This window comes from Streptomyces sp. NPDC090022, assembly GCF_044748145.1.
Lineage (GTDB): Bacteria > Actinomycetota > Actinomycetes > Streptomycetales > Streptomycetaceae > Streptomyces.
Map to the genome: position 1 here is coordinate 83,069 of NZ_JBIVFN010000013.1, position 19,201 is coordinate 102,269.

The 19,201-nt window shown below is 72.3% G+C and carries 17 protein-coding genes; 9 read left to right on the forward strand and 8 right to left on the reverse strand.

Annotation, left to right across the window (positions count from 1 at the left end):
- Positions 1-33 precede the first annotated feature (33 nt).
- Entirely contained in the window at positions 34-519 is a 486-nt protein-coding gene (locus ACIPXB_RS22600) for an adenylyltransferase/cytidyltransferase family protein (RefSeq protein WP_401452804.1), read from the forward strand.
- Here ACIPXB_RS22600 and ACIPXB_RS22605 read toward each other — a convergent pair.
- The 3 genes from ACIPXB_RS22605 to glgX all read right to left on the reverse strand — a co-directional run bounded on the left by ACIPXB_RS22605 (position 500) and on the right by glgX (position 4,869).
- Positions 500-1,222, reverse strand: a complete 723-nt coding sequence (locus ACIPXB_RS22605; RefSeq protein ID WP_401452623.1) for a CDP-alcohol phosphatidyltransferase family protein — start codon at positions 1,220-1,222, stop codon at positions 500-502. The genes ACIPXB_RS22600 and ACIPXB_RS22605 overlap by 20 nt on opposite strands.
- A gap of 35 nt (positions 1,223-1,257) precedes the next feature.
- Positions 1,258-2,454, reverse strand: a complete 1,197-nt coding sequence (locus ACIPXB_RS22610) for an MFS transporter (RefSeq protein ID WP_401452625.1) — start codon at positions 2,452-2,454, stop codon at positions 1,258-1,260.
- A 135-nt stretch (positions 2,455-2,589) separates the two neighbouring features.
- Complete coding sequence (gene glgX, locus ACIPXB_RS22615) at positions 2,590-4,869, reverse strand: glycogen debranching protein GlgX (RefSeq protein ID WP_401452627.1); 2,280 nt, start codon at positions 4,867-4,869, stop codon at positions 2,590-2,592.
- Between the two features lie 174 nt (positions 4,870-5,043).
- On the opposite strand from glgX, the gene ACIPXB_RS22620 reads away from it, so the two are divergent.
- The 7 genes from ACIPXB_RS22620 (at position 5,044) to ACIPXB_RS22650 (ending at position 14,459) form a co-directional block, all read left to right on the forward strand.
- Positions 5,044-6,291: an Ig-like domain-containing protein gene (locus tag ACIPXB_RS22620; protein ID WP_401452629.1), complete on the forward strand. Its 1,248-nt coding sequence runs from the start codon at positions 5,044-5,046 to the stop codon at positions 6,289-6,291.
- Positions 6,292-6,420: 129 nt separating this feature from the next.
- The gene (locus tag ACIPXB_RS22625; protein ID WP_401452631.1) at positions 6,421-9,093 is read left to right on the forward strand and encodes a choice-of-anchor A family protein; all 2,673 of its coding nucleotides are present in this window, start codon (positions 6,421-6,423) and stop codon (positions 9,091-9,093) included.
- Between the two features lie 190 nt (positions 9,094-9,283).
- Positions 9,284-10,501 (forward strand): Ig-like domain-containing protein, encoded by a 1,218-nt coding sequence (locus tag ACIPXB_RS22630; RefSeq protein WP_401452806.1) that lies wholly within the window; start codon positions 9,284-9,286, stop codon positions 10,499-10,501.
- Positions 10,502-10,587: 86 nt separating this feature from the next.
- Positions 10,588-11,355, forward strand: coding sequence for an enoyl-CoA hydratase/isomerase family protein (locus tag ACIPXB_RS22635; RefSeq protein WP_401452632.1), 768 nt, complete (start codon positions 10,588-10,590; stop codon positions 11,353-11,355).
- Between the two features lie 254 nt (positions 11,356-11,609).
- On the forward strand, positions 11,610-12,113 hold the full coding sequence (locus ACIPXB_RS22640) for an ATP-binding protein (RefSeq protein WP_401452634.1): 504 nt from the start codon (positions 11,610-11,612) through the stop codon (positions 12,111-12,113).
- A 373-nt stretch (positions 12,114-12,486) separates the two neighbouring features.
- A complete protein-coding gene (locus ACIPXB_RS22645) occupies positions 12,487-13,275 on the forward strand; it encodes a polysaccharide deacetylase family protein (RefSeq protein ID WP_401452636.1) in 789 nt (262 codons plus the stop codon).
- Positions 13,272-14,459 carry a YncE family protein gene (locus ACIPXB_RS22650; RefSeq protein ID WP_401452638.1) on the forward strand — a complete coding sequence of 396 codons (1,188 nt, stop codon included), beginning with the start codon at positions 13,272-13,274 and terminating at the stop codon, positions 14,457-14,459. The genes ACIPXB_RS22645 and ACIPXB_RS22650 overlap by 4 nt, the downstream gene beginning before the upstream one ends.
- Positions 14,460-14,532: 73 nt before the next feature.
- Here the strand turns inward: ACIPXB_RS22650 and ACIPXB_RS22655 are convergent, their stop codons facing one another.
- The gene (locus ACIPXB_RS22655) at positions 14,533-15,789 is read right to left on the reverse strand and encodes a cytochrome P450 (RefSeq protein ID WP_401452640.1); all 1,257 of its coding nucleotides are present in this window, start codon (positions 15,787-15,789) and stop codon (positions 14,533-14,535) included.
- Positions 15,770-16,486 carry a tRNA-dependent cyclodipeptide synthase gene (locus ACIPXB_RS22660; protein ID WP_401452642.1) on the reverse strand — a complete coding sequence of 239 codons (717 nt, stop codon included), beginning with the start codon at positions 16,484-16,486 and terminating at the stop codon, positions 15,770-15,772. The genes ACIPXB_RS22655 and ACIPXB_RS22660 overlap by 20 nt, the downstream gene beginning before the upstream one ends.
- A gap of 322 nt (positions 16,487-16,808) precedes the next feature.
- On the opposite strand from ACIPXB_RS22660, the gene ACIPXB_RS22665 reads away from it, so the two are divergent.
- The gene (locus tag ACIPXB_RS22665) at positions 16,809-17,021 is read left to right on the forward strand and encodes an EF-hand domain-containing protein (RefSeq protein ID WP_401452808.1); all 213 of its coding nucleotides are present in this window, start codon (positions 16,809-16,811) and stop codon (positions 17,019-17,021) included.
- Positions 17,022-17,057: 36 nt separating this feature from the next.
- Here ACIPXB_RS22665 and ACIPXB_RS22670 read toward each other — a convergent pair whose 3' ends face one another.
- The 3 genes from ACIPXB_RS22670 to cbiQ are packed head-to-tail and all read right to left on the reverse strand — an operon-like array spanning position 17,058 to position 19,198.
- Entirely contained in the window at positions 17,058-17,609 is a 552-nt protein-coding gene (locus ACIPXB_RS22670; RefSeq protein WP_401452644.1) for a PadR family transcriptional regulator, read from the reverse strand.
- Positions 17,610-17,618: 9 nt separating this feature from the next.
- Positions 17,619-18,452: an energy-coupling factor ABC transporter ATP-binding protein gene (locus ACIPXB_RS22675; protein WP_401452646.1), complete on the reverse strand. Its 834-nt coding sequence runs from the start codon at positions 18,450-18,452 to the stop codon at positions 17,619-17,621.
- Complete coding sequence (gene cbiQ, locus ACIPXB_RS22680) at positions 18,449-19,198, reverse strand: cobalt ECF transporter T component CbiQ (RefSeq protein WP_401452648.1); 750 nt, start codon at positions 19,196-19,198, stop codon at positions 18,449-18,451. The genes ACIPXB_RS22675 and cbiQ overlap by 4 nt, the downstream gene beginning before the upstream one ends.
- Positions 19,199-19,201: the final 3 nt, after the last annotated feature.

Below are 19,201 nucleotides of genomic sequence, written 5' to 3' on the forward strand. Positions count from 1 at the left end.
GTCGCTGGGGGGTAAGAGATGACGGAGCAGGACATGTCCGACCTTCGCGGGCCTGTGCGCAGGCCGTATCGCGTCGGGTACGCACCAGGTGCGTATGATTTGTTCCATATCGGACACTTGAACATCCTGCGCCACGCGCGGAGCCAGTGCGACTACCTGGTCGCCGGAGTGGTCTCCGACGAGATGGCCGAACGTGCCAAGGGCCGGCGGCCGATGATCCCGCTCGTGGAACGGCTGGAAATCGTCCGCAGCGTCAAGTACGTCGACGCGGCGTTCGTCGAGACCGTGCCCGACAAGGTGGAGACCTGGCGGCAGGTCCGCTTCGACGTCCTCTTCAAGGGCGACGACTGGCGGGGCACCCCCAAGGGCGACAAGCTGGAGAGCGACTTCGCCGCCGTCGGTGTCGACGTCGTCTACTTCCCGTACACCGTGCACACCTCGAGCACCCAGCTGCGCCGGGCGCTCGACGCTCTTGCAGAACCGATTCTGCCCGACGCGGTCACCGTCGAACGGCGCTGAGCTCGCGGAACCACTTGACCAGGAAGGCCACCAGGAACAGGGCGGCCACCACGCCCAGACCCGCGTACGCCCACCGGAACAGCTCCCCACCGCCCAGCAGCAGGAACACCAGGCAGAACACGCCGTAGTCCACCGGCAGCAGGGCCACCGCGCGCACCGTCGAGGGCGCGGCCGCCGGGCTGCCGGGGGCCGGCCGGGGCTTGAGCTTCTCGGTCAGCAGCCCCCCGAAGAAGGTCACGACGGCGGCGAACTGGAAGCCCAGCGGTACCAGCAGCCAGGCGTCGGACGTGGTCCCGTACGCCTCGGGGAAGCGGTGGAAGGCGATCAGGACGCAGGTGTGCAGCGCCGTGAGCTTGGCGCAGTCCACCACGTGGTCGAGCCACTCGCCGGCCGCGCTGCCCCCGCCGCGCAGCCGGGCCAGCTGCCCGTCGGCCGAGTCGAAGGCGAAACCGAGGGCGAGCGCGGCCCACACGGCCACCCCCAGGCCCCAGGACGGCGCGCGCAGGGCCACCGCGGCGACGGCGGCGAAGCTGAACGCGGCGCTGATCAGCGTCACCTGGTTCGGGGTGAGCCGCAGCGCGTGCCCGACGGCGGCCAGGTACCGGCCGACGGGCCGGTTGACGAAGCGCGAATAGAGCGAGACCCCCTTCGCCGACTTCTGCGCCCCGCGCAGCTCCCGCAGCGCGGTCCCGACATTCGCCATCCGCTACAGCCCCCTTGATAAGTGTGATGAGCACATCATTGCAGGGCGGCGGGAGTCCGCCGCTCCGCGACCGCGCGGACGTCCGGGAGGAGCAGGACGCCGAGATTGGCGCCCGCCGTCAGCACGGCCGCCACCAGCAGGGGCGCGGTGGTCCCGGTGACCCCGGCCAGCGGGGCGGCCAGTGCCAGACCGGCCGGCCGGGCGGCGAAGGAGATGAGGAGGTCGAAGGAGGAGACCCGGCCCAGCGCCTCCCGCGGGATCCGGCGCTGCATCTCGGTCTCCCACAGCGGACTGAGCACGCCCAGCCCGAACATGGCGCAGCCGTAGGCCGCCGCCGTCGCCGGCAGCGGCAGCCGCAGCGCGAACGCGGTCAGGGCCAGCGCCTGCGCCGCCGCGCCGATCCCCACGGCGTGCAGCGGCCGCCGTACGGGCAGCCGTCCGGCCGCCCACACCCCGACGAGCATCGCGACCGTACCGGTCTGCGCGACGATCACCCAGGAGCCCTCCCCGCCCAGGCTCTGTACGGCGATCAGCGGGCCCAGCGTCAGCAGCAGGCCGGCGGCGAGGTGCCACACGGCGTGCGCGGCCACGTTGGCCATGAACCACGGGTGGCGCCGCATCTCGCTCCAGCCGGCCCGCAGTTCGGCGCCGAACGGCGCGCGGGCCGCCGGGGGAGCGGTGCGCACCGGCAGTCCGCCCAGGGTGAGGGCGGACAGCGTGAACAGGGCGGCCGTCAGCAGCGAGGACCAGCCGGCCCCGACGGCCAGCGTCAGCGTGCCGGCGGCGGCCGGTCCGGCGATCTGCGCGAGACCGCCCGCCACGCCGAGCCGGGCGTTGACGCGCAGGAGCTCGTGCTCCGCGGTCACGGCGGCGACGAGGGTCCGCGCCGAGGGGGTCCCGAAGGCCACGGCGGCCCCGGTGACGGCGGCGAGCGCGGCCAGTTCGGGCACCCGTACCCCGCCGGTCAGCAGGACCGCGCCGATGGCCGCCTGGGCCGCGGCCCGCACCAGATCGGCGGCGAGCACCACGCGCCGGGCGGGGAACCGGTCCGCGGCCACCCCCGCGACCGGCAGCAGGACCAGCATCGGCAGCAGCTCGCAGGCCAGCACGATGCCGAGGTCGGCGGCGGATCCGGTGCCGACGACGGCCAGGGTCAAGGTGGTGGGGATCAGGGCGGTGGCGAACGCGGCGAAGGAGCGGCCGGCGAGCAGCCGCCACAGGAGCGGTGTCATGAGGCGAAGATATTTCGCCGACCGCGCCGGCGGCCCTGGCGGGCCACCCCTCCGAGCCGGCCGCCGGACTCCTGCTCTCCCCGGACGGGACCACCGGCTGCTCCACGTCGAACAGGGCTGAGCCGAAGCACCGGTCTAGTCGGCCACCCGCAGCAGCAGCACCGACCGCGCCGGGACCGTGATCCGCTCCCCGCCCCGGTACCGGACCCCGGGCGGGCCCTCCTGCTCCTCCCGCGAGGTGTCCACCACCAGCTCGTACGCCGAGGCCCACGGGGCGTCCGGCAACAGCCACGGAACCGGCCGGTCCCCGGCGTGCAGCAGCGCCAGGAAGCTGTCGTCCGTCACCGCCCGGCCCCGCTCGTCGCGCCCGGGGATGTCGCGGCCGGACAGGTACAGGCCCAGCGCCGCCGCCGGCGCGTACCAGTCCCGCTCCGTCATCTCCGTGCCTCCCGGCGTGAACCAGGCCAGGTCCCGCAGCCCGTCCGCGCCCTGCGGGCGCCCCGAGAAGAACGCCCGCCGCCGCAGCACCGGATGCTCCCGGCGCAGCGCCAGCAGCCGCGAGGTCAGCGTGAACAGCGCCCGCCACGAGGGCTCGGAGAGCAGCGACCAGTCCACCCAGCCCGTCTCGTTGTCCTGGCAGTACGCGTTGTTGTTGCCGCCCTGGGTGCGCCCGAACTCGTCGCCCGCCACCAGCATCGGCACCCCCGTGGACAGCAGCAGCGTGGTCACCAGGTTGCGCAGCTGGCGGCGGCGCAGCGCGGCCACCCGCGGGTCCGTACCGCCCGCCGGCTCGCCCTCCACACCGCAGTTCCACGACCGGTTGTCGTTGGTCCCGTCCCGGTTCTCCTCCCCGTTGGCCTCGTTGTGCTTGCGCTCGTAGCTCACCAGGTCCCGCAGCGTGAACCCGTCGTGCGCGGTCACGAAGTTCACCGACGCGTACGGCCGCCGCCCGCCCCAGGCGTACAGGTCGCTGGAGCCCGACAGCCGGTACCCCAGGTCCCGTACGTCCGGCAGCGCGCCCCGCCAGAAGTCCCGCACCGCGTCCCGGTACCGGTCGTTCCACTCCGTCCACAGCGGCGGGAAGGCACCCACCTGGTAGCCGCCCGCCCCCACGTCCCACGGCTCCGCGATCAGCTTCACCCGGCGCAGCACCGGGTCCTGCGCGATGACCGCCAGGAACGGCGAGAGCATGTCCACGTCGTGCATCGAACGGGCCAGCGCCGCCGCCAGGTCGAAGCGGAAGCCGTCCACCCCCATCTCGGTGACCCAGTACCGCAGCGAGTCCGTGATCAGGCGCAGCACGTGCGGCCGCCCGGCGTGCAGGGTGTTGCCGCAGCCCGTGTAGTCGGCGTACCGGCGCTGGTCGGACTGGAGCCGGTAGTAGCCCCGGTTGTCGATCCCGCGCAGCGACAGCGTCGGGCCCAGCTCGCCCGCTTCCGCCGTGTGGTTGTAGACCACGTCCAGGATCACCTCGATCCCGGCCGCGTGCAGCGCCCGCACCATCCGCTTGAACTCGCCGACCTGCTGCCCGCCCGTCCCGGAGGAGGAGTAGGCGGCGTGCGGCGCGAAGTAGCCGATGGAGTTGTAGCCCCAGTAGTTGCGCAAGCCCCGGCGCAGCAGGTGGTCCTCGTGCGCGAACTGGTGCACCGGCAGCAGCTCCACCGCCGTCACCCCCAGGGTGCGCAGGTGTTCGATCGCCGCCGGATGCGCCAGCCCCGCGTAGGTGCCCCGCAGCCGGGGCGGGATCCCGGGATGCCGCATCGTGAACCCGCGCACGTGCAGCTCGTAGATGACCGAGTCCGCCCACGGCGTCTTGGGCCGTACGTCGTCGGCCCAGTCGTCGTCATCGTGGACGACCACGCCCTTGGGCACGTACGGCGCCGAGTCCCGGTCGTCGCGCACGGTGTCCGCGATGTACTGCTGCGGCCAGTCCCGCACGTGCCCGTACACCTCGGGCGGCAGCGTGAAGTCGCCGTCCACGGCCCGCGCGTACGGGTCCAGCAGCAGCTTCGCCGGGTTGTAGCGGGCCCCCGTCCACGGGTCCCAGCGCCCGTGCACCCGGAAGCCGTAGCGCCGGCCGGGCCGCACGCCGGGCACGAAACCGTGCCAGATCTCGTGCGTCAGCTCCGTCAGCGCGCACCGCGTCTCCGACGCCGCCGAGCCCCGCTCGTCGAACAGGCACAGTTCCACCGCCTCCGCGCCCTGCGCCCACAGCGCGAAGTTCGTGCCCTCCACCCCGTCGGGCCCGCTGCGGTAGCGGGCCCCCAGCGGGTGCGAGGACCCCGGCCACACCGCCGGTCCCTGGCGGGGGACCGTACGGGCGTGCCCGTTGACGTGCGGTACGGGTGCGGCCTCACCGCTCCGTACCGCTTCCACGACGGTTTCCACCGCCTCCTGCTCGGCTGCGCTCGACACCTGCCCGCCTCCACGGCTTTCTCCAGGCCGGGCGGGGGAGGGATGTGCGGTCCCCGGGCGTCCCGGCCCCGGGCCCGCCCCCGTCTGGTCCTTCCCACTGTTCTGCCCGGAACCTGGGCCGCACTCACGTTTCCCCTGGAGGGGCGCTGTCGTTGGACGGGCGTGAGACTTGTGATGTCGAGGCGGGCGGCGGGGCGGCGGCGTGCGGCGCTGGCCGCGGTGGCGGCGGTGGCGGGGCTGCTGGGCGGCCTGTCGGGGTGCACCGGGGACGGCCGGTCCCCCGTCGAGATCCAGCTGCCCGGCAAACCCCGCTCCCCGGAGGAGGCCATCCGGATCAGCCCCGAGGACAACGCCAAGGGCGTGCCGGCCGGGGGACCGCTGAGCGTGTCGGTGCCCGAGGGCCGGCTGGAGCGGGTGAGGGTCACCAAGGTGGAGGACGCGCAAGCGGAGGAGGTGCCCGGCGCCATCGCCGAGGACGGCCTCAGCTGGAGCCCCGACCCGGAGTACGGAAAGCTCGCGCTCGCCGCCAAGTACACGGTCGACGCGGTCGCCGTCGACGGGCACGACCGCCGCCAGGCCCGGCACACCACCTTCACCACCTTCGTGCCCGAGGAGCGCTTCATCGGCTACTTCAAGCCCGAGAACCGGTCCACCGTCGGCACCGGAATGATCATCTCGTTCCGGTTCAACCGCTCCATCGAGCAGCGCGCCGCCGTCGAACGCGCCATCACCATCACCGCCGAGCCGAAGGTCGAGGTCGCGGGCCACTGGTTCGGCCACGACCGCCTCGACTTCCGGCCCAAGGAGTACTGGAAGCCGGGCACCGAGGTCACCATCGACATGAAGCTGCGCGACGTCGAGGGCGCCCGCGGCTCCTACGGCATCCAGAGCAAGAAGGTCCGCTTCACCGTCGGCCGGCACCAGGTCTCCACCGTCGACGCCGCCGCCCACACCATGGAGGTCCGGCGGGGCGGCGAGCTGCTCTCGACCCTCCCCGTCACCGCGGGCGCGCCGAAGACGACGACGTACAACGGCAAGATGGTGGTCATGGAGATGTTCGACGTGACCCGGATGAACGGGGCCACCGTCGGGTTCAAGAACGACGAGGGCAAGGGCGAGTACGACATCCCCGACGTCCCGCACGCCATGCGGCTGACCGCCTCCGGGACCTTCCTGCACGGCAACTACTGGGCCGCCCCCGCCACCTTCGGCTCCGAGAACGTCAGCCACGGCTGCGTGGGCCTGCGCGACGACAAGGGCGGCGGCTCGGACACCCCGGCCGGCTGGTTCTTCGACCGTACCCTCGTCGGCGACGTCGTGGAGGTGGTGAACTCGCAGGACAAGACGGTCGCCGCGAACAACGGACTGGGCGGCTGGAACCTGTCCTGGGTGGACTGGATCGCCGGCTCCGCGCTCACGTGAGGGTGATCGGTGTGATCGGAATGCCGTAGTACCGGGTGCGCCTCGCGCACTTGTGCACGACGCTCCCGCCAGCCTGTCGGAGCACCACTGGCAGGCGACGGACGGAGTGTCATGACAGCAAGGACGGCCGTGAGGACCAGGCGCACCCGCCTGGGTCTCGGCCTCGCGGCGACGGCGGCGATGCTGGCGTCCGCCGTGCCCGCGGACGCGGCGGACACCGCGCCCGCGCAGGTCCCGGCGGTACGCGCCCCGCTCCCCGGCGGGCTCGGCCCGTGCGTGGGACCCGAGTGCCCGGACAGCTACGAGGACGTCCACACCGGACCGGCGCTCGGCCGGGACGCGGGGATCAACATCTTCGTCGGCGGCGACTTCCAGGTCCGCCAGCGGGCCGCCGAGGCCGAGGGCCGGGTCGTCGTCCTCGGCTCCTTCGACCAGGACAAGGCGGACGGGTTCTCCCGCGTCTACAACGTCGGCATCGTCGGCGCCGGTTCCCAGGTGCAGCCGCCGCTGCGGTCCGACTTCCTGACCACCGGCGGCGCGCTCGCCGTCGCGGAGGGCGAGACCCTGATCGCCGACGGCGGCGTCGTCCGGCACGCAGGGGCCCGGACCGGCACCGGCACCGTCAGTGCCACGCGGGTGGTCCAGGACAGCGCCGCGGCCGCCCCGTACACGCACCTGCGCGCCGAGCTCGCCACGGCCAGCCGGTGCTACGCCTACCCCGAGGGCGCGCCGCGGCCCGCCACCGGCACCGTCACCCAGAACCGCTTCGAGACCCTCTTCACCGGTGACGGCCGCTCGCCGCTCCAGGTCTTCAACCTCGACGCCGACATCGCCGCCCCCGGCCGCCTCGCCCAGGGCATCCGGTTCGCGAGCATTCCGCCGAACGCCACGATCCTGGTCAACGTCCTGGGCGCCGACCGGGCGGTGGTCACCTACAGCGGCGAGCAGACCTACCGGCAGCGGCTGCTGTGGAACTTCCCCGACGCCACCGCCGTCGGCCTGCACGGCAGCGGCCAGCTCCAGGGCGCCGTCCTGGTCGGCAACCCGGCCTCGCGGACCACGGTCACCCTGCCGGGCTTCAACGGCCGGTTCTTCAGCACCGGCTCGCTCCTCCACACCAGCTCCGCCACCGGGGGCGGCGGCCAGGAGTTCCACGCCTACCCCTTCACCGGCGACCTGCCCGCGTGCGGAGCGGTCCCGGTGTCCGGTGAGGTCGCGGTCCGCAAGGTCGACGGGCAGGGCAACCGGCTGGCGGGCGCGGTCTTCGAGCTGTGGCGCGAGACCAACCGCGTCGACGGGCTCCAGGTGGCCGGGGACGCGCCCGACACCAAGGTGGGCGGCGACTGCACGACCGAGCTGCCCGCGGGCATCTGCGGGCGCGCCGTCGAGCCGGGCACGTACTACTGGCGGGAGATCACCCCGCCGCCGGGGTACGTCCTGCCCGCGAACCCGGTGGCCGGGCCGCTGGTGCTGACGGCCGAGAACGCGGCCCAGGGCGTGCTGGTGCGGGCCGTGAACACCCCCGTGCGGGGCGAGGTCCGGGTCCTGAAGACCGACGGGCAGGGCACCCCGCTGGCGGGCGCGGTGTTCGAGCTATGGCGCGAGACCAACCGGGTCGACGGGCTCCAGGTGGCCGGGGACGCGCGCGACACCAGGGTGGGTGACACCTGCACGACCGAGCTGCCCACGGGCACCTGCGCGCGCACGGTCGAGCCGGACACGTACTACTGGCGGGAGATCACACCCCCGCCCGGCTTCCAGCTGCCGGTGAACCCCGTGTTCGGGCCGCTCACGCTGACCGCCGCCAACGCCGGACAGGGGGTGGGGATCACGGCCGTGAACCGCCCGGTGCCGCCGCCGGTGCCCGGCAGCGTCTCCGTCCGCAAGACCAGCCCCGACGGCGCCCCGCTGGCGGGCGCGGTCTTCGAGCTGTGGCGGGAGTCCAACGGGAACACCACGCTGGAGACCGGGGGCGACACCCCCGACACCAAGGTGGGCGACGACTGCGTCACCTCGCTGCCGGCGGCCACGTGCGCGCGTACCGTCGACCCGGGCAGGTACTACTGGCGGGAGATCACCCCGCCGCCGGGGTACGTCCTGCCCGCGAACCCGGTGGCCGGGCCGCTGGTGCTGACCGCCGAGAACGCGGCCCAGGGCGTCTCGGTGGGCGCCGTCAACACCCGCTTCCACGGGAAGATCGTCGTGGTCAAGAAGGACCCGAAGGAGAAGCGCCCGCTGCGCGGCGCGGTGTTCGAGCTGTGGCGGGAGACCAACCGCGTCCGGGGCCTGCAGACCACCGGCATCAACCCCGACGAGCGGATCGGGCCCGAGTGCGAGACCAACCGGCACGGGGCCTGCGAGTTCTGGAACCTGGCCGAGGGCTGGTACTACCTGCGCGAGACGGAGGCCCCCGAAGGGTACGTCCTGCCGGAGGAGCCGGTGACCGGACCGCTCCAGCTGGACGGCCGCACCCCGGACCACGAGCGGGTGGTGGAGCTCTACAACAAGCGTGCCGAGGGCGGCCGCGACGAGCACGGTGAGCACGGCGACCACCCCGCGCTGCCGCACCTGCCGGGCATGGGACCGGACGCGAAGGCGCACGCCAAGCCACAGGCCAAGCCACAGGCCAAGCCGCACGGTACGGCGCCTCGCAAGGCGCCCGGCACGTCCGCGAAGTCCGCGAAGTCCGCCAAAGCCGCGAAGCCCGCCCGGAAGGCCCCCGCCAAGGCCGGTGCCAAGCGGCCCGGCAAGGGCTCCGGAAAGGGTTCCGGGAAGGGCTCCGGCAGGCGCGCTCACGCCTGACCCGCCCGGTCCTGACGGCATCGCCGGTGCGCCGGTGCGGTGAACCCCACCGTGCCGGCGCACGGCGCTGCGACCACTTGGGACGGAATGGTGACATGACCGTTTCTCTTCGTGATCCCCCCATGTGATTACCTGTCGTCATGCGCGCGGTCTGTATGCGCGCGGGGGACATGGGGAGAAGAGCGTGAAGGTGCAGCCTCACGGACGCATCCGTACCGGCCTGTCGGCCCTGCTGCTGGGGGCGGCGCTGCTGGTCACCACCGCATGCAGCGGTGGCGCCGCCGGCAGTGACAGCAAGGGCGGGGGGAGCGGTGCGAGCGGCGCAGCCGGCACCGGCAACGAGGCCTCGCAGGCCGTCGTGAGCATCAAGCCGGACGACGGCGCCAAGGAAGTGGAGACCAGCGGCGTCCTGAAGATATCCAGCACGGGGGGCAAGCTCACCACCGTGACCGTGGCCGACACCAAGGGCAACGCCGTCGAGGGCAAGCTGGCCGCCGACGGCAGCAGCTGGGAGCCCGTCCGCCACCTCGGTGCCGCCACGGAGTACAAGGTGCACGCCGTCGCCAAGGACGGCGCCGGCCGGGAGTCGGCCAAGGACATCACCTTCACGACGCTCACCCCGAAGAACACCTTCGTCGGCCACTACCAGCCCGAGGACGGCGCGACCGTCGGCGTGGGCATGCCGGTCTCGATCAACTTCAGCCGCGGCATCACCAACCCCGAGGCCGTCGAGAAGGCCATCCAGGTCACGGCCGAGCCGCCCGTGCCGATCGAGGGCCACTGGTTCGGCAACGACCGCCTGGACTTCCGCCCCGAGAACTACTGGGCCCCGAACACCAAGGTGACGGTCAAGCTGGGCCTCGACGGCGTCGAGGGCCGGCCCGGCGTCTACGGCAAGCAGACCCGTACCTTCACGTTCACCGTCGGGCGCTCGCAGGTCTCCACGGTCGACGCGAGCAGCCACCAGATGGAGGTCGTCCGGGACGGCCAGGTCATCAAGAAGGTCCCGATCACCGCGGGCGCCCCGGCGACGACCACGTACAACGGCCAGATGGTGATCAGCGAGAAGTACAAGGTCACCCGGATGAACGGCGCGACCGTCGGCTTCGGCGGCGAGTACGACATCTCCGACGTGCCGCACGCGATGCGCCTGTCGCAGTCGGGTACCTTCGTGCACGGCAACTACTGGGCCTCCGCGAGCACCTTCGGCTCCCAGAACGTCAGCCACGGCTGCATCGGTCTGCGCGACGTGCGCGGCGCCTACGACGACGAGGCCCCGGCGGCCTGGTTCTTCAACAACTCGCTCATCGGCGACGTGGTGGTCGTGAAGAACTCCAAGGACAAGCAGATCGCCCCGGACAACGGCCTCAACGGCTGGAACATGCCCTGGGCGGAGTGGATCAAGTAGCCCCGGCGCGGACGGCCGCGCGTGGCCCGGTGCTGTGACCCACAGCACCGGGCCACTTCGCGTTAACCGCCGCTAACCTTCCCCGTATGACCCTCTCTCTCGAAGTCTCCGAAGGCGTCGGCACCATCCGCCTGGACCGGCCGCCCATGAACGCCCTGGACATCGCCACCCAGGACCGCCTGCGCGAGCTGGCGGTGGAGGCGACGGACCGGGCCGACGTCCGGGCGGTGATCCTGTACGGCGGCGAGAAGGTGTTCGCGGCCGGCGCGGACATCAAGGAGATGCAGGCCATGGACCACGCGGCGATGGTCGCGCGGTCCCGCGCCCTGCAGGACTCCTTCACCGCCGTGGCCCGGATCCCCAAGCCGGTCGTCGCGGCCGTCACCGGCTACGCGCTGGGCGGGGGCTGCGAGCTCGCGCTGTGCGCGGACTACCGGATCGCCGCCGACAACGCCCGGCTCGGGCAGCCGGAGATCCTGCTCGGGCTGATCCCGGGCGCCGGCGGCACCCAGCGGCTGTCCCGGCTGATCGGGCCGTCGCGGGCCAAGGACCTCATCTTCACCGGCCGGATGGTCAAGGCCGACGAGGCGCTCGCCCTCGGCCTGGTGGACCGGGTCGTGGCCGCGGACCAGGTGTACGCCGAGGCGCACGCGTGGGCCTCGAAGCTCGCCCAGGGTCCGGCGATCGCGCTGCGGGCCGCCAAGGAGTGCGTGGACGCCGGTCTGGAGGCCGACATCGACACCGGGCTCGCCATCGAACGCACCTGGTTCGCGGGCCTGTTCGCCACCGAGGACCGTGAGCGCGGGATGCGGAGCTTCGTCGAAGAGGGCCCCGGCAAGGCGAAGTTCGTCTGAGTTCACCGCCCGTCACGACCCGCGATCATCCCTGTGGGTGGATTAGCCAGGCCTTAAGACAGCCTTAAGCGCGCCGGGAGATCCACTCACGGTGATGGCCGCCCTTCGCTCTGTCACCGCAGGTCAGGCTGGGCATAGCAGCCTCATGAGTGCCCGTGTCATATGCCGTGGCGGCCCGTGCGGGGCGAGGGCTGCGGGGGGTCTTTTCGCGCGGAACGGCACGTACGGGCACCTGCGCCGTCCATGATGGGTTCATGGCGGGCCTGGAAGGTGTGGAACAACCGCGGCAGCGCAGCGGCGCTGCCGCCTTACGACCGACGGCGGCTGTTGAGGACGAACAGGGCCTGAAGGCACTGGAGTTGTACGGGAACCCGGCCGAGGCGGAAGTGACGCTGCCGTCCCTGCCCGAGTCCGCGAGCACCGCGCGCCGGCTCACCCAGTGCGTGGTGGTGCGGCTGTGGGGTCTCTCGCCGCAGATCGCCGAGCATGCCGTGCTGCTCGTGTCCGAGCTGGTGGGCAACGCCGTCCGGCACACCGGGGCGCGCTCCTTCGGTCTGCGGCTGCTGCGCCGGCGCGGCTGGATCCGCGTCGAGGTGCGCGATCCCTCGCGCGGGCTGCCCTGTCTGATGCCGGTCCACGAGATGGACACCACGGGGCGGGGGCTCTTCCTCGTCGACAAGCTCTCCGACCGCTGGGGCGCCGATCTGCTGCCGCGCGGCAAGACCACCTGGTTCGAGATGCGGGTGGCGGACCGCTGAAACGCCTGAAGCCCCCGGTCGCCGGTGTGGGGCGCTGCGAGGGCTTCATGGTGGGCCGAGGATCGAAGGGGGTGTGATCCTCGGCGTGGATGACTTCGCTCGGGTCAATGGGGAAGTCGTGGTCCCGACTATGGCAGAGAACCGCTCGATCGCCAAAAGTCCCGAGTCGGACATAAGTGTGCATATAGCAAGAGTTTCGCGTTGAATCCTAGGTGAGATGGGCCACCTGCCTCGCAATCCATGAATAACTATCGACCGCTGTGCGTAAATCGTTGATCGCAGAGCGGAACGGGAGGTGTCCGTCCGGTGTCGGCGGACGTCCCGAATTGGGTCAATCATTACCTTTCGGGCTTCCCGCCCCTTAAATGGGCAGGTGCTCAGTTATCCCGGCCGTCGCACGGCCCTTCGCGTCGGGGTCGCGGCCGCCTCCGGGCTCCTCGCCGCCGGCTGCGGCACGGCCGCGCGGACACCCCCCGCCGTACCGGCCGCCCCGCCCCCCGGCCGCGTGCCGCCCGCCCGCGAGCCCGCGGCGGCTCCCGCACCGCGCCGGTTCGCCGGCCTGCCGGCCCAGATCGACCACGGCCCGCGCGAGCGGCCCCGCGTCGCGCTCACCTTCCACGGCAACGGCGACCCCGCCACCGCCCGCTCGGTCCTGGCCGAGGCCGAGAAGGCCGGCGCGCACGTCACCGTCCTCGCGGTGGGCACCTGGCTGGACGCCCACCCGGACCTGGCCCGCCGGATCCTCGACGGCGGCCACGAGCTGGGCAACCACACCCTGCGCCACCTGGACATCAACGCGCTGCCCGAGGACGAGGCGTACGCCGAGATCACCGGCTGCGCGCAGCGCCTGAAACGGCTCACCGGATCGATCGGCTCCTGGTTCCGCCACTCCCAGGGCCAGTACGCCACCCCGCTCGTCCAGCGCCTGGCGCAGCGGGCCGGCTACCCGCACGTCCTGTCGTACGACGTGGACTCCCTCGACTTCACCTCGCCCGGCGCCGCGGCCGTCATCCGCAACGTCACCGGGACGATCCGCAGCGGATCGGTGGTGAGCCTGCACTTCGGCTACGCGGACACGGTCGACGCGATGCCTGCCCTCCTCGAAGAACTCGCGCGCCGCAACCTGCGCGCCGTGACCACCACGGAGCTGCTGACCCCATGACGACCACCCGCCTTCCCCGGAAGGCCACCGCGCTGCTCGCCGGTCTGGTCCTCGCCGCCCTGGCCGGCTGCGGGGCCGCGGACACCTCCCGGCCCGAGGCGCTCGGATCCAAGGGAGTGGGCCGGGCCGAGAAGGCCGTGCCCGCCGCCCCGCCCGGCCTGCCCGGGATGCCGCCGCTCCTCGACCCGCACGACGTGTACGCCGCCGACCGGCCGGGCCTGCTGTCGCCGGTGGTCAAGGACTTCCCGTCCCGGGTCTACGTGCCGAACACCAACTCCAACACGGTGTCCGTCATCGACCCCGCGACGTACAAGGTCATCGACACCATCCCGGTGGGGGTGCAGCCGCAGCACGTGGTCCCGTCCTGGGACATGAAGACCCTGTGGGTCAACAACAACCGCGGGCACACGCTGACCCCCATCAACCCCGCCACCGGCGAGGCCGGCGAGCCCGTCGAGGTGCACGACCCGTACAACCTGTACTTCACGCCGAACGGCAAGTACGCGGTGGTGATGGCCTCGCTCGACCGGGAGCTGGTCTTCCGCGACCCGCACACCATGGACCGCGTCAAGACCGTCCCCGTCAGCTGCTTCGGCGTCAACCACGCCGACTTCTCCGCCGACGGCCGCTACTTCATCGTCAGCTGCGAGTTCTCCGGCGAACTCCTCAAGGTCGACACCGAGAAGATGGAGGTCGTCGGCCAGCAGAAGCTGCCGTTCGAGGGCGCGATGCCGCAGGACGTGAAGATCTCGCCCGACGGCAGGACCTTCTACGTCGCCGACATGATGGCCGACGGCATGTGGGTGCTCAGCGGCGAGAAGTTCGAGACGCCCAAGCTGCTGCCCACCGGCAAGGGCTGCCACGGGCTGTACGTCAGCCGCGACTCGCGCGAGATGTACGTCTCCAACCGCGGCGAGGGCACCGTCTCCGTCTTCGACTTCCGCCAGAACAGGCTCACCAAGAAGTGGGAGCTGCCGGACGGCGGCAGCCCCGACATGGGCGGGGTCTCGGCCGACGGCAAGGTGCTGTGGCTCTCGGGCCGCTACGACAACGAGGTCTACGCCATCGACACCACCACGGGACGGCAGCTGGCCCGGATCCCGGTCGGCGGCGGCCCGCACGGCCTCGCGGTCTACCCGCAGCCCGGCCGCTACTCGCTGGGCCACACCGGCATCTTCCGCTGACGGCGCGACGCGAACAGGGCGGTGCCGGGGACCGGACGGGGTCCGGGGCACCGCCCTGTGGTCGTGCGGGCGGCTACCAGGCGACGGGCAGCCGCTCCGGGAGCCGCTTGATGAAGCCCGTACGCCACACCAGGTTCTCGGCGGGAACCGCGAGCCGCAGCCCGGGCAGCCGCTCGACCAGCGCCTCCAGGGCGATCTCGGCGTGGGCCCGTCCCAGCGCCGAGGCCGGGCAGAAGTGCCGGCCGCCTCCGAAGGCGAGGTGGGCGTTGGCACTCTCCCGCTCCAGGTCGAGCACGTCCGGGTTCTCGAAGGCCGCCGGGTCGAAGTTGGCGCCCTCCAGCAGGACCAGGACCAGCTCGCCCTCGCGCACCGTGACGTCACCGAGCTCGATGTCGGCCAGGGCGATGCGCGGCAGGCCGTCGCCCACCGACAGGTTCCACCGCAGCAGTTCGTCCACGGCCTTCCCCATGCGCTCGGGGTGGGCGCGCAGGTAGCCGATCAGCTCGGGCCGCTGGAGCAGGGCGAGCACGGCCAGCACCAGGAAGGCGGAGGTCGAGACGGCGCCGGCGCCGAAGAGCGAGACGGCGACCGTCGCGAACATGTCGTCGGTCAGGTGCGCCGACTCCGGATCGGCCTCCTTCAGCCCGGCGAACCGCCCGAGGAGCCCCGTACGCTCCTCGGGTTCGCGCGCGAGCTGGTGGTGGAGCTGCCCGGCGAAGTAGGCCACGTCCTTGTACCAGTTGAGGGCCGAGTCGGCGAACGGTTCGCGTGCGGTCATGAACGCGACGTCCAGCCCCGACATCAGGCGCCGCCAGTCCTCGTACGGGACCCCCAGCACCTCGCAGTGCAGCGCCGCCGAGAAGGGGTCGGCGAACCCCGCCCGGAGGTCGGCCGGGGCGCCCTCGGCGACGATGGCGTCGATCAGTGCGTCCGCCCGGGCGCGCAGCTGCTCCCGCAGGCCCTTCTGACGGGGGTTCAGCGCCTTCATCACCGCGTTGCGCAGGCCCGCGCTGTTGATGTTGCCCATGTTGTTGACGACCTCGGGCGGGATCGTCAGCGCGTACTGGCGGGGAGCGCCGGCCTTGGCCGTGTCCTTCAGGCTGAACCGCTCGTCCTCCAGTACCTGCTTGGCCAGCGCGTAGCTGCTCACCAGCCAGCCGGTGTCCCCGGTGAGGGTGCGGACCCGGGCGACCGGGGCCTTCTCGCGCAGCCAGGAGCACTCCTGGGGAAGGACGTCACCGCGGCGCGAGAGCGGGAATTCGACGAGCGGCTGCCGAGGCTGCTGCTGCGGCTCCTGGCTCGTGGGGCTCTCAAGCTGCTCGGTACTCAACGACGTTCCTTTCGGGCCTTACGACGGCATATGCCTGGTTCCGGGTGGCGCGCAGGCCCCCGCCGCGTGCGTAGAGCACGTCGGTCAGCGGCATCTTCACGTGGTACGCGGCGACGGAGGACGGGACGTCCAGAATGCTCGGGGTGTCCACGAAGAACGGAAGTTCCGCGGCCATGTAGTCGAAACAGACCTGCAACTGTCCGTCTGTGATGGATTCACCTTCGGGCAACTTCGAGCCGACAAAGTGCAGGGCCATCTGTTCACAACCCTTACGGAATTCGTCGTCCGTCTCCAGGAAATGCAGCACCCGCCGGTGCAGCAACTGATAGACGGGATTCTCCGCGAACTCGGAGAGCGCCCGCACGCGGATCTCGGCCTGTGGGGGTCCGGATTCCTCGACGCCTTTGAGGATCCGTCGGCGAACCGCCTTGATCTCCTTCATGGCGCGCTTGTGCGCGTGTTCCGGGGTGTAGCCGAACGCGGCGAACATCCGGTCCACGTGGAGGTCGGCGTACACGAAGTCCACCTGCGCGAACCGGGTGGTGGCCCACTGGGCCAGGCCCGCGATGCGGTCGGCGCTGAAGTAGCTGTTTCCGGGACTCACGCCGATGAGCACGTGGTCGCCGTCTTCCCAGATATGGCGGCAAGCGCGGGTGAAGGGCAGGACTTCGAATGATGTCTCAGCTGTGATCGTCACCTATGTGATCGCCCTTGGAGCCGCTTGTCCCTGGGAGCCCTGCGCTCCCGGTGTGGCGGCTGTGCCCGTACGTTATGCGGTGGCCCCGGAGCGTGACAAGTGCAGGTCCGAATTGTTGGCTGGAATTGTAGCTTCCGCACTGCGGAAGCCCCTCTGAAGTGCCTCTGAAGTGCCTCGGAAGGCATGCCGGAACGGCTCCGGCAATGGGCGGGAAGGGGAATGGAATTTCTGTCTGCCGCTCGATTGGCACCCGAGGCCGCCGCGTGTGTCGGAGGGCCGCTACTCTGAGCCGGTCAACACGCACCAAGAAGGGGTGGACCCAGTGGCGGACATCGACAGCGCCAAGGCGACGTTCGGTCGCTTCGACAAGGACGGCGACGGCTTCGTCACCGCCGACGAGTACCGCGAGGCCATGGCCGCGATGGGCGACTTCGCCGTGACCGGCCCGGTCGCGGACGCCGTGATCGCCGCCAAGGACAGCAACGGCGACAAGCTGCTCAGCTTCGACGAGTTCTGGGACTCCCTGAACAAGTAGGCACACCGCCCGGGGGACGGCGGCCGGGGCGGGCCCTCAGCCGCCTTCCCCCCGGGTCATGTCCTCGACCTCGGCGAGGGCTTCTTCCAGCCACCGCAGCCAGAACGTCTCCAGCCCGGTACCGCCGTGCAGGACGAGCCGGCGCAGCCGGTCCTCGTCCGCGTCGCGCTCCGGCGGGAAGTCCTTGGCCTCGATGGCCTCGTACACCGCGAGCTGGTTCCGGTGCAGTTCCAGGTGGCGGCGCAGTTCCCGCGCGAGCCCCTGCGGCCCCACCACCGCCGCGGCCCGGATCCGCAGCAGCAGCGGATCCCGGATCGCCTTGGGGTCCTGGCTCTCGCCGACCCACCGCGCCAGCTCCGCCGATCCGGCCGGCAGCACCTCGAACTCCTTCTTCTGCCCGCGCGCGGGCTGTGCGCTCGGCAGCGCCCGGATCAGCCCGGCCTCCTCCAGCCTGCCCAGCTCGCGGTAGATCTGCTGGTGCGTCGCGGACCAGAAGTACCCGATCGACTTGTCGAACCGCCGCGTCAGCTCCAGCCCGGACGACGGCTTCTCCAGCAGGGCGGTGAGGATGGCGTGCGGCAGCGACATGCCGCCATCCTAGGGATGCGGCCGGCCGCCCAGGAGTTCCGTCAGGGCCTGCGGGGTCCGCGGGCCCGGTGCGCCGGGGGCCAGCAGGCCGTGGGCGCGCAGGAACGCGGTGACCGCCGGCGACCAGGCCTGGCGCAGGCCCGCGGCCGTCAGCAGCTCCGGGTCGCACAGCAGGTCGGCGGCCGGCCCCAGCCGCAGGCCCGCCGGGGTCAGGACGGCCGCGTCGTCGGCCCAGCGCACCGCGAGGTCCACGTCGTGCGTGGCCATCACCACCGTGGTGCCGGACAGCACGCCGAGGGTGTCCAGCAGCCGCTCCTGGCCGTCCGGGTCCAGCCCGGCCGTCGGCTCGTCCAGGATCAGGACGCGCGGCCGCATCGCCACCGCCCCCGCGATCGCCGCCCGTTTGCGCTGGCCGAAGGAGAGCAGATGGGTGGGGCGGTCCCGCAGGTGCGTGATGTCCAGCGCCGCCAGGGCGGCCTCGACCCGCGCCCGGACCTCTTCCCGGGGCAGCCCCAGGTTCATCGGCCCGAACGACACGTCCTGTTCCACCGACGCCGCGAACAGCTGGTCGTCGGGGTCCTGGACCACCAGCTGCACCGACGTGCGCAGCCGCGTCAGGCCCGCCCGGTCGTAGGAGACCGGCACACCGTCCAGGGACAGCACGCCCGACGCCGGACGCAGCCCGCCGCTCAGCAGCCGCATCAGCGTGGTCTTCCCGCTGCCGTTGCGGCCCAGCAGGGCCAGCGCCCGGCCCTCGCGCAGCGCGAGGTCGACGCCGCGGAGCACCGGCGGCCCGTCCTCGTACGCGAACCCCGCGCCCGACAGTTCCACCAACGGCGTCACAGGTACAGCCCTTTCAGTACGTACGTCGTGGCCACCACCGCGCTCAGCAGCGCCCCCGACGCGGCCAGGAACCGCCACGACAGGGTGGCCGGCGGCACCAGGACGCGCAGCGTCCCGTCGTACCCCCGGCCCGCCAGCCCGTCCTGGAGCCGCGCGGCGCGGTCGAAGGCCCGGACGAAGGAGGTCGCCGCCAGCCCGGCCAGCGAACGCCACACCGCCGCCCGGTGGGTGAGCCCCAGCCGGGCGGCCTGCGCCCGGCGCACCTTGGCCAGCGAGTCCAGGAGCAGGAACGCGATCCGGTACATCACCAGCGCCACGTCCACGACCGGCGCCGGCACCCCCGCCCGTACCAGCCGCGGCAGCACGTCCGACACCGGTGTGGTGAAGGCGAACAGCAGCACGCCGAGCGAGGCCGCCGAGGTGCGCAGCAGCAACTCCGCGGCCTGCCGCGGCCCGTCCGGGGCCAGCGCGACCCAGCCCGCCGGGCCGCCCACCGCGAACAGCAGCGGCACGGCGCCGGTGCAGCAGAAGCCCAGCGGGATGCGGAAGGCCCGCCACAGCTGCCGCCGGCCCACCCCCGCCGGGCCCAGCAGCACCGCCAGGGTGGCCGCCCCCACCAGCGGGGCGCCCGGCCACGGCGGCAGGCAGACGGCCGTCACCGTCAGACCCAGCCCCAGCAGGGCCTTCTCCAACGGGTGACGGCCCCGCCAGCGGCTGCTGTGCGCGGCCGCGTCGATGGGAAGCACGGG